This is a genomic window from Komagataeibacter europaeus LMG 18890, from assembly GCF_000285295.1.
Taxonomy (GTDB): Bacteria; Pseudomonadota; Alphaproteobacteria; order Acetobacterales; family Acetobacteraceae; genus Komagataeibacter; species Komagataeibacter europaeus.
This window is the reverse complement of the sequence record NZ_CADP01000097.1, coordinates 1-9,578: the sequence shown is the minus strand read 5'-3', so window position 1 is coordinate 9,578 and position 9,578 is coordinate 1. Positions and strand designations below refer to the sequence as shown.

Genomic DNA, 9,578 nt, shown 5'->3' with positions numbered 1-9,578 from the left:
GAACGCCGCCGCGCCACCCGCGAGTTGAACAAGGGAGAGGCCCAGAACGCCCTCAAGCGCGCCATCTTTTTCCATCGCACCGGCCGGATCCGCGATCACGGACTGCAAGCCCAGGGACATCGGGCGAGCGCGCTCAATCTCGTCGCCAGCGCCGTCGTATTGTGGAACACCACCTATCTCGGAGCCGCAATGCGGCATCTCGAACATCAAGGACGATCCGTTCCGCCTGGTCTGCTCCAGCATCTCTCTCCGCTGGGGTGGCAGCATATCAACCTGACCGGGGATTACCTCTGGACCGACGCCGACATCCCAGAAGGGAAACTCCGCCCGCTCCGGCAAGCCATCACAATCACCGATAATCCTTAGCGTATATCTGTGCCCGTTTTATGTACGTCCCCCAACCATGGGTTATGGTCTGTCCAAATACAATCACTGAAGATACTGCAATGAGTGCGATTACGGCCATGCTGGAGCCGGCTGCGCGATAATTTCGGCGATAGATAAAATATAGAATAAAAATGGAGATCATTGGTTTTATGGCGGCAGCAGCCCCGATTATGATGCCAGCGCTGTACATACGTTCAGGTCGCAGCAGAAGAAGGGAGATAATAAGGGCAAGAAGTATGAAATGCGTTGTATTGCCCATTCCCGCAAGGCTGTACCATAACGGGCCATTTCCAAGGAACAGAAGGGCCAGCTTTAATCGTGTTCCTGATGGGCAGTCCTTTGACAGCAGCAGAAATGTCGCAACTGTTGCCAGAACCCCAAGAGCAGTGAAAAGCCACTCAGCATTCTGTAATCCGATCCATGCAAAAGGTACGAACAGATAGGCAGTGATCGGCCAGTTAACGAATTCGGCCTGTTCAATCAGCGGCCATAATGCTTGCGGTCCGCCGTGGACCAGTGCATCCCCTGCTGCATAGTAGGCCTTTTTGAAATCCACCTCAAAAAGCGGATGATGGCCGCCAAGTGGAAAAGCATTATAGATATTTACAAGGGCTAACAGGGAAAAATATAGGATGAAAAGGATATGTCCTGATGTGAGCAGTCTCGCTACGTTGCGCAACACACGCCTCCATTATGGACGGATGATATTGAGCCAGACAGAAACCCCTAACGTAATGCTGGTGAAGTGTTGCCAGCCATAAAAATCAAATGAACGTGATATTGTTTTTGTTTCGCAATAATAATTCTGGAATACGCCTGTCTTCAGGCCGCCTTCATGACTGAGGATGAAAACCGGACCAACAGGGAAAATCGAAGTGAAGTCGTACCCTGTTGAAAAAATACGTCCGGTGTCAGTTTCTGGTGTGCGGTAAGCACGACCATCAGGGTCGCGCCAATGTCATAAACGAAGTCTTGCTTACACAAGCCTGCCGCCCGCTTGACGTCCATTTTCAATGTGCTGACATTTTAAAACAAAAAAGATCCAGCAACGAAATGCTGGATCTGATCTGGGACGGTCAGTAACGTGCAGCCCAAGTGGTCACAGTGTTTCCACGCCACATTCCTATGCGACGTGGAACGTCACTTTACATCATCTTAATACGAAAGGCGCGTTTCCGTTCCCACACTTTCATCCTGCCCCCGCGCATTGGCGTCTTCCCATTTCCGGACCAGCGGCAGCAGCAGGGCAAATACAAGCGTAGCCCCCCCGGCCAGACATGCCAGGTAAAAGAAAAGTCCACTATAGATTGGCAATGTCTGGGCGGCATCGACACCCTGCGTTCCCGCATTATCGACCGCAGCCAGATTGGCGACCAGACTGCCGACATACATGGCAAAGCCGATCATGACGTAAAAACACCCGGCCATGAATGCGCTGATACGCGGCGGGACATAGCGGGCGATCGCTGCAAGCCCAAGGCTGTTGAGCATGAGTTCCCCGATGGATAACGGGCCGTATCCAATCAGCATGACCCACGGTGACACGTAGGGAGAGGACGACATCGCCGCACTGAGCCACCAGATCAGGAAGGACAGGGTGACGCAGGCGAAGCCGATCACGAATTTCGTGGCGATGCTCACATCATCGTCGCGCCGCCCCAGCCAGTTATAGATGGCGACCAGTACGGGCGTCCCCCCCATGATCCAGAGCGGATTGAACGCCTGGAACTGTCCGGCCGACATGGAAAACAGGTTCACGCCAAACAGCGTGAATTCCTTGCTGACATTACGCAGCGCGAACAGGGTAAGCGATGTCACCATCTGCTGGTAAAAGATGAAATACAGCGCCACTTCAAAGGTCAGAAGATACATGATCTTCAGGCCGGGACGTTCATGTGCGGCGGCGCGTATGTAAAGCAGGGTCCACGCTGCAATGATGACGCAGCCCGATGCGATGACAAGCGCACCCTGTATCGAACTGTATTCAAAAACCCGCGCCATCAATACCACGGCGGCAAGGGTCGTCCCTGCAATGAGCATGCCCCGCCGTGGCGATAGTGGCGTGAAGTCAGGCGCCGTGCCGATACAGGCAAGCCGGCGCTGACGGCTGAAATAACCCGCTATGCCCAGTCCCAGCCCGACGCCACAGGAGATGAACGCGACACCCCACCCATAAGTCTGCTGCAACCATGGTGTCAGGATCAGGGAGAAAGTGGAGCCGATATTGACCGACATGTAGTAGATCGTGAAGGCGACATCCAGCTTGTGGTCCTGATCGCGGTAGATGATATTGACCGCGTTGGAGGAGTTGGGTTTGAAAAAACCGTTGCCGAGAGCAATGACCGCCATCCCGAAAAACAGGGAATGGACGTTGCCGGTCAGCCACCCCAGCATGAGATAGCCCGTCGCCAGGATGATGGCCCCCACAACCATCGTCCGGCGCGTACCCATGACCCGGTCGCCCAGCCATCCGCCCACGACCGGGGCGGTATAAGTCATGGCGGAAAAGGTGCCCCATAACATGTTGGCCTGGGTATCGTTCATACCCAGTTTTTCAATCATGTACAGCAGCAGGATCGCCTGCATGCCGTAAAAGCCGAACCTTTCCCATATCTCTATGGCGACAACCACACGAAACGCCGCCGACCGGTCTTTGGCAGTCATGTGCCTCGCGGTAATTTCACACTCCGGATTATGCATATGATCTGCCCTCAGGGCACGACCGGAAGCCATACAGCCGTGGGGTATTTCTGGTTGTGATAGATGCTCTGCGTCGCGGTGATGAAATCGTCCTTGTGGGCCTGCAATATGCTGGGCACGTATTTCTGCGGGTTGCGGTCATAAAGCGGGAACAGGCTGGACTGGATCTGGATCATGATCCGGTGGCCGGGTTCAAACACATGATTGATGGCAGGAAGCGTGAAGCGGTAGCGTTCCACCTGACCGGGGCTGACGGGTTCGGGCTTTGCGAAGCTGTGCCGGTAACGGCCACGGAAGATATCCATCGAGACCGCCAGTTCATACCCCCCCATTTCCGGCCTGTCGGCGGTCGTGGGCGGGTTGACGTCGATCACCTTGACCACCCAGTCCGCATCCGAACCGGTCGTGGCCGCATACAGGTCCGCCACCGGCACGCCGCTGACCTTGATCGGGGCGGTCAGGACAGGGGTTTCATAGGTCAGGACATCGGGGCGGCTTTCGGCGGCGCGCTGGTCCTGTACCAGCCATGTCTTCCAGCGGTCCGCCTCGGTCACGAACGAGAAGGGACGGGCCAGGAAGGGCACGGGATGCTGCGGATCGGATGTATAATGGTCTGCATCATCCTCACCATGTTCCGGCGCGTGGAGCGACAGTTCATGATCCGCATGTACGAACAGCGGCTGCATGGGATGGGGACAGTGTTCGTCGCACGCAAGCGGCCAGCGTTCCAGATAGTCCCACTTATTGGTGCCCGTATTGTAGATGACGGCTTCGGGCAGACGTACGGCGGGTGTGCCGGGGCGCAGGTACTGGTCAAAGAACGGGCGCAGCACATCGTGGCGGAACTGCGCGGCGGTGTCGCCATTCCAGTGCAGGGGACCGAGGGACGATCCATCGTAATTCACCTGACTATGACGCCACGGCCCCATGACCAGCACGTTGGGAACGGTCGGGTTCGTGCCCTGCATGGCCTGCCATGTATGGATGGCGCCCCACATGTCCTCCTGATCCCACAGTCCCTGTTCCCACAGCGTCGGCACCGTCGCCTTGTGCTGGGCCAGAAGGTGGTCAAGAGCCTGCTGCTGCCAGAAGGCGTCATAGGCGGGATGGGCCAGCATGCGCTGCCACCACGGGAACTGGTCCAGCCCCGCGTTATGCGCAAACTGTCCGGCCGAACCCGCGGACAGGAAATTGGTGTAGTCGTCACGATCGACGCGCGGGATGGTGTTGCCTTCACCCCGCACGGACATCTGCATGGTGTAATAGTCCAGACCGCCCTGACGGAATGCGCCGTAATGATACCAGTCATCACCCATCCAGCCATCGACCATCGGGCTTTCGGGGGCGGCGACCTTCAGCGCCGGATGCGGGTTGAGCAGCGCCATCACCACCGTAAACCCTTCGTAGGATGAACCCAGCATACCCACGCGACCGTTGGTTTCGGGCACGTTATGCACCAGCCATTCGATCGTGTCCCACGCATCGGTCGTCTCGTCCGTGCTGGTCGGGTTCAGCGGACCATGCGGCGGGCGCGTCATGACGTAATCGCCTTCCGATCCGTATTTGCCACGGATGTCCTGAAACACGCGGATATAGCCGCCATCGACAAACGTATCGTCACCCTGCGGCAGGATAGAGCGGATGTCGGGCGCATCAGGAATACGGTTGGCGCGTTCGGATGCGTGATAGGGCGTACGGGTCAGCAGGATGGGGGCGTTGGACGCATGGCGCGGCACCACGATAACCGTATGCAGCTTCACGCCATCACGCATCGGGATCATGACATCGCGCTTTATATAATTGCGCGCGTCGGTGGGAAAGTTCACATGGGCGGGGATGTCGTTGCCCGTCTGCACCGTCAGGGCGGAATCATGCGCGGTGGGCGTCGTGGCGGGCGTGCCTGCATCGGCGGCCAGTGCGTGGGTCTGGGCCGTACCCAGTGATGCGCAGGCAATCATGATCGCCAGTGAGGGCAGGGACTGCCAGGAAAGCCGTTTCACGTTATTCCACTCCACTATCCAACTGTCACAACGCATTCCGAAGCGCGGCGGCCCAACTGGGGCAACACCCCGTATATACAGGCATAAAATGATATAACCCGGTCCACGATTACGCATACAATGCGCAACCGGACCGGAGCAATGATCGTTATCGTAACGATGGTTTTGCGTGGCTGCGATGGTGTGTTCGTTTCTGTTTTATTTAACTTCGCATGAGGAAAGACAAAACTTTCCGGTCACAACGGGCAGGAAGAAACAATAGTATTCATCCCCGGCCTTCTCTGTCCGTAAAGTTTCTTAACTGAGGCGATATTAGCAGTATTTTTCCCGACCGGAACTATACCTGTGATATTCCATCGCAACGGCGTGAAAGGGAGGTGTGACCTGTATGCCCGGTACGGGCGTGTTCTTTTGCGCACATCATCCAACTGATAGTTTGGGCGGTCTGCGCAGGATGCGTTCCGGTGATTTATGGCTATAAATCAATGTAAAAAATGGTATTTAAAAGCCATACATATCGCATAATGGAGGTTTTCTAAAAACCAGATCATATATATCCTGTATACAAAATATATATACTAGATATATTATATTAATAATACAACATAATTATTTTATATTTCAATTCAACAAACGATATATGTGACTGATAACCTCAAAATATAATCAAATTATATTATCAATTACTTTATATGAATACCAGCGTCGAAACCGGAAAACGTCAAATATCGTATACCACTTTAGGTTAAGCGAAACTTCACTTTGGGATACATTATAGTAAATGTTGCTTTTAAATCACAATAAGCGCCCAAATGCCGCCCGATCATTTTTCGTTATTGAATATTCTCTCTTCTGAATCTGTAATAATTGACACCTAGAAACATGCAGCGTCGGCTGAAGCACTCAGCCGTAGGGAAGGGAAAAGCAATGACCGGAACAGTTCAGCCTTTTTCCCTCCATACACGGCGCTAATATCAGAAAATCATGGCGGAATGGACGGTAGGGCAGCTTATGTTCTATGCTGTCAGGTGCGATTGGAAACACTCTTCTATGCTGAAAATAGTAAGACGGAAAAGAGAGACGCTGACGTACGGGCCATTGCTGGCCAGTTCAGCCTTCGTATGGTTGCTGTCCCTTGGCTGCTCCGCAGCGGTCGCCGCCCCGGAAAGTGATGTGGACACGACACCTGCAACCCATCGTGCCCATCAGGCCGGTTCCAGGGCAGCAGCCACGCATACGACCACGCATGCACGCACGACCCAGGCGCCGACGCCCATCACATCGCACGCCGCGCCTGAAACGCTGAAGGTCAGTGTTGGCCGCGTCCACACCCACAATGCGGTTCAGGCTGTTTCGCGTGAGCAGATGGACCACTTTGTGGAGGGCACCAGCCCGAACCAGATCCTGGCGCTGACCACGCCCGGCGCCAGCTTCCAGTCGGATGATGCCTTCGGTCTCGATACCGTGGCGAACACGTTGTACGTACGCGGCTTCAACCAGACGCAGCTCGGTGAGACGCTGGACGGCATCCCGATGGGCGGGCAGGGTTTCCATAACTGGAACGGCCTGAGCGTCGATCAGATGGAAATTCAGGAAAACGTGGCCGGCATGACCATGTCGCAGGGTGCGGGCGCGCTTGATACCCCATCGGCACAGACACTGGGCGGCGCGCTTACCTATACCACGTCCGATCCGAAGGATAAGGCCGGGGGCCGCGTGGGGCAGACATTCGGCAGCTATAACGCGTTCCGTACGTTCGGCCGCGTGGATAGTGGCGTCCTGAATTCCACGGGCACCAAGTTCTATGCCTCCTTCGCCCGCACCGATCAGGACAAGTGGAAGGGGTACGGCGACCAGCAGGAAATGCAGGCCAACTTCAAGCTGGTCCAGCCGGTTGGCGATCGCGGCAAGATCACGGCGATTTTCGATTATTCGGACTTTCAGCAGTACAACTACCTTGGCCTGACCAAGGGCATGTGGCAGCGCGAAGGCCGTAACGCCGACTACCTGAAGCCCGATTACGCGACAGCCCTGCGCTATGCGCAGATTGGTCAGGGCTATCCCGGGGTTTCGGCCCTGCCGGGCGACCCCAGCGTGGGGGATATGGAAAACTATGCCTATGACGGCACCCAGACCCAGCGCAATTACCTGTCGGCCATTACGGGAGAGTTCCAGCTTTTCCCGAACGTGACGTCCAAGACGGTCGCCTATGCGCATGTGTCCAACGGTGATTACAGCGGCACCAACCCGTTCCTGACCTCGCCTTCAACGGGCGTGCCGATGGTGATGGAAACAGGGCACCCGGATGTGCGCCGTATCGGCTTTACGCAGAACTTCACCATCAATGTGCACAAGAACGTCATCCAGACGGGTATCTGGTACGAAAACGATACCTTCAACTACCCGATGCGTATGTATGAAGACGGCCTGACCTCGGCGCACAATTCGATTTCGGGTTTCAAGGGATCGCAGGCTACGACGTGGTATTCGGACTCGTTTAATACCAACACGTTCCAGTTCTACCTGCAGGACACCTATCACATCATTGAAGGCATGACTGTCAGCGCCGGTTTCAAGTCGATGCTGCAGACGACCCATGGCGGCACGAGTCAGGATAACTCCGCCTCCGTCATGCCATGGCTGGTCCAGTCGGTTGATCCGACCAGCTATACATACAGCCATCCGGCTGCCGGTAGCCTGACGGCAGCCAACGCCTTCCTGCCGCACTTCAATTTCGATTACCACTTCAAGGATCACCACGAAGTCTATTTCGACATTGCTGAAAACATGCGCGCCTACGACTACGGGCAGCAGACCAGTTCCGGCACGGCATGGGGCGCGCTGGGTAATGGTACCAGTGTCAGCGCCCAGCAGGCGTTCAACGCAGAAAAGCAGACCCTGCGCCCTGAACGCACATGGAACTATGTCGTGGGGTATCGCTACAACTCCAAACTGCTGAGCGCCAGCGCCGATTTCTATCATACCGATTACTACAACCGCCTTGCGACGGTCACGACCGGGCCGACCAACAACCAGTATGGTGCAATGGCGAACGTGGGTCGTGAAACGATGAACGGTGCCGACGTAATGGCGGCGATCCGTCCCGTGCGTGGTCTGGAAATCTCCAACAGCTTCAGCTGGAACAACGCGGTCTATCAGGGCAGCCTGCCTGATGGAACCAGCCTGAAGGGCAAGCATCAGGTTTACTATCCCAAGTTCATGTATAAGGCGAACCTGACCTATACGTGGCATCGGGCGATGTTCAACTTCAATGCGACCTATAGCAGCGCCCGTCAGATGACCTACATGAATGACGAGCAGATTCCGGCTTACTGGACCTCGAACCTCAACGGCAGCTATAATTTCGGCAAGGTCGGTTTTGCGCAGAACATCAAGACGACATTCGGTATCACCAACCTGTTCAACAAGAACTATATCGGTGGTGTCTATGGTGCCGCGAGTGTGAGCGGGGATAACAACGACAACCTGTTCGTGGCCGCGCCGCGTGAATTCTTCGGTTCGGTTTCGGCACAGTTCTAAAATCCGACTACGCCTTACCTGACTGAAAGCAGATGATTTATCGCCCGTGGGTACAGATGCCAGATCTGTGCCCACGGGCGAAGTCTGTTCAGCACCCCGATATCGGGGGTGTTTTCTGTCAACCGCCATGACGTAGACAAGGGTGGACGGAAAAGTCGCCTTATGCGGACCGGTTTGTCCGTAGCCGTCATTATCGGGCTTTGACCGTCCTGACCGGCGGGAACACAGAAGAATACCGGGCGCTGCCCCGCGCGTCAGATGATGTTATCTGTCGTGAACAGGGACCGGGCTTTCCCCGATAAAGCCGCCACGTCTGGCTCGGGTCGTATTGCAACAGAAGTCCGCCCTGTCTGTTCCATACATCGACTGGTCAAGATCGACCTGATCCGCTATCACCGCGGGGTGAAAAGACAGGGCGAGGCAATGATAGAGAAACTGCGTGAGATCAATGGCGGTCGGACGCTTTTGATGAATGTGGGCGTGCTGTTCTGCATCATCATCATGCTGGGGCTCGCCAACCTGATCTGTCGCTTCGTGCTGAAAACGGATCTGATACCAAAGGACGTAGCCACTGACTCGTGTGTGAAGTGACAAACGGCGCTGGCTCTGATTCTCTTGATGCGGGAGGATCTGGCTGATGACGAGGGCGGTGAAGCTACGGGATGACTATTCGGCCTCTGATCTGAGGCGACTTGCGGCGCGTAGCCGGCAGGCGAACGCTGCGCGCCGGCTTCTGGCCCTGGCAGCAATCCGTGACGGGGCGAGCCGGACGGATGCGGCCCGCGTGGGCGGCATGGACCGCCAGACGCTGCGGGACTGGGTCCACCGCTTCAATGCTGAAGGGCCGGATGGCCTGCGCGATTATCAGCATCCGGGACCAGCCTGCCGTTTGAACGGGGCACAGCAGGCCGAACTGAAGGCGCTGGTCGAGGCCGGGCCCGATCGGCAGCG

Annotated in this window: 7 protein-coding genes; 4 read left to right on the top strand and 3 right to left on the bottom strand. The window is 55.9% G+C overall.

Annotated features, from left to right (window positions below; genetic code table 11):
* Positions 1 to 366, top strand: a 366-nt coding sequence (locus GEU01_RS24740) for a Tn3 family transposase (RefSeq protein WP_157212880.1), incomplete at its 5' end; no start/stop codon positions are given.
* Here the strand turns inward: GEU01_RS24740 and GEU01_RS24030 are convergent.
* From GEU01_RS24030 to GEU01_RS17200, 3 genes are all read right to left on the bottom strand, one after another.
* Positions 350 to 1,066: a glycosyltransferase family 87 protein gene (locus GEU01_RS24030; protein WP_157212879.1), complete on the bottom strand. Its 717-nt coding sequence runs from the start codon at positions 1,064 to 1,066 to the stop codon at positions 350 to 352. The two genes, GEU01_RS24740 and GEU01_RS24030, sit on opposite strands and share 17 nt — an antisense overlap.
* Before the next feature lie 476 nt (positions 1,067 to 1,542).
* Entirely contained in the window at positions 1,543 to 3,051 is a 1,509-nt protein-coding gene (locus tag GEU01_RS17205) for a peptide MFS transporter (RefSeq protein WP_019087068.1), read from the bottom strand.
* 47 nt (positions 3,052 to 3,098) lie between these two features.
* Positions 3,099 to 5,087, bottom strand: a complete 1,989-nt coding sequence (locus GEU01_RS17200; protein WP_019087067.1) for a CocE/NonD family hydrolase — start codon at positions 5,085 to 5,087, stop codon at positions 3,099 to 3,101.
* Between the two features lie 1,050 nt (positions 5,088 to 6,137).
* Here GEU01_RS17200 and GEU01_RS17195 point away from each other — a divergent pair.
* The 3 genes from GEU01_RS17195 to GEU01_RS17185 all read left to right on the top strand — a co-directional run.
* Positions 6,138 to 8,627, top strand: a complete 2,490-nt coding sequence (locus tag GEU01_RS17195) for a TonB-dependent receptor family protein (RefSeq protein ID WP_174234171.1) — start codon at positions 6,138 to 6,140, stop codon at positions 8,625 to 8,627.
* Positions 8,628 to 8,900: 273 nt separating this feature from the next.
* Positions 8,901 to 9,218 (top strand): hypothetical protein, encoded by a 318-nt coding sequence (locus tag GEU01_RS17190; RefSeq protein WP_232272600.1) that lies wholly within the window; start codon positions 8,901 to 8,903, stop codon positions 9,216 to 9,218.
* Between the two features lie 46 nt (positions 9,219 to 9,264).
* On the top strand, positions 9,265 to 9,578 hold a 314-nt coding region (locus tag GEU01_RS17185), incomplete at its 3' end, for a helix-turn-helix domain-containing protein (RefSeq protein ID WP_019087064.1).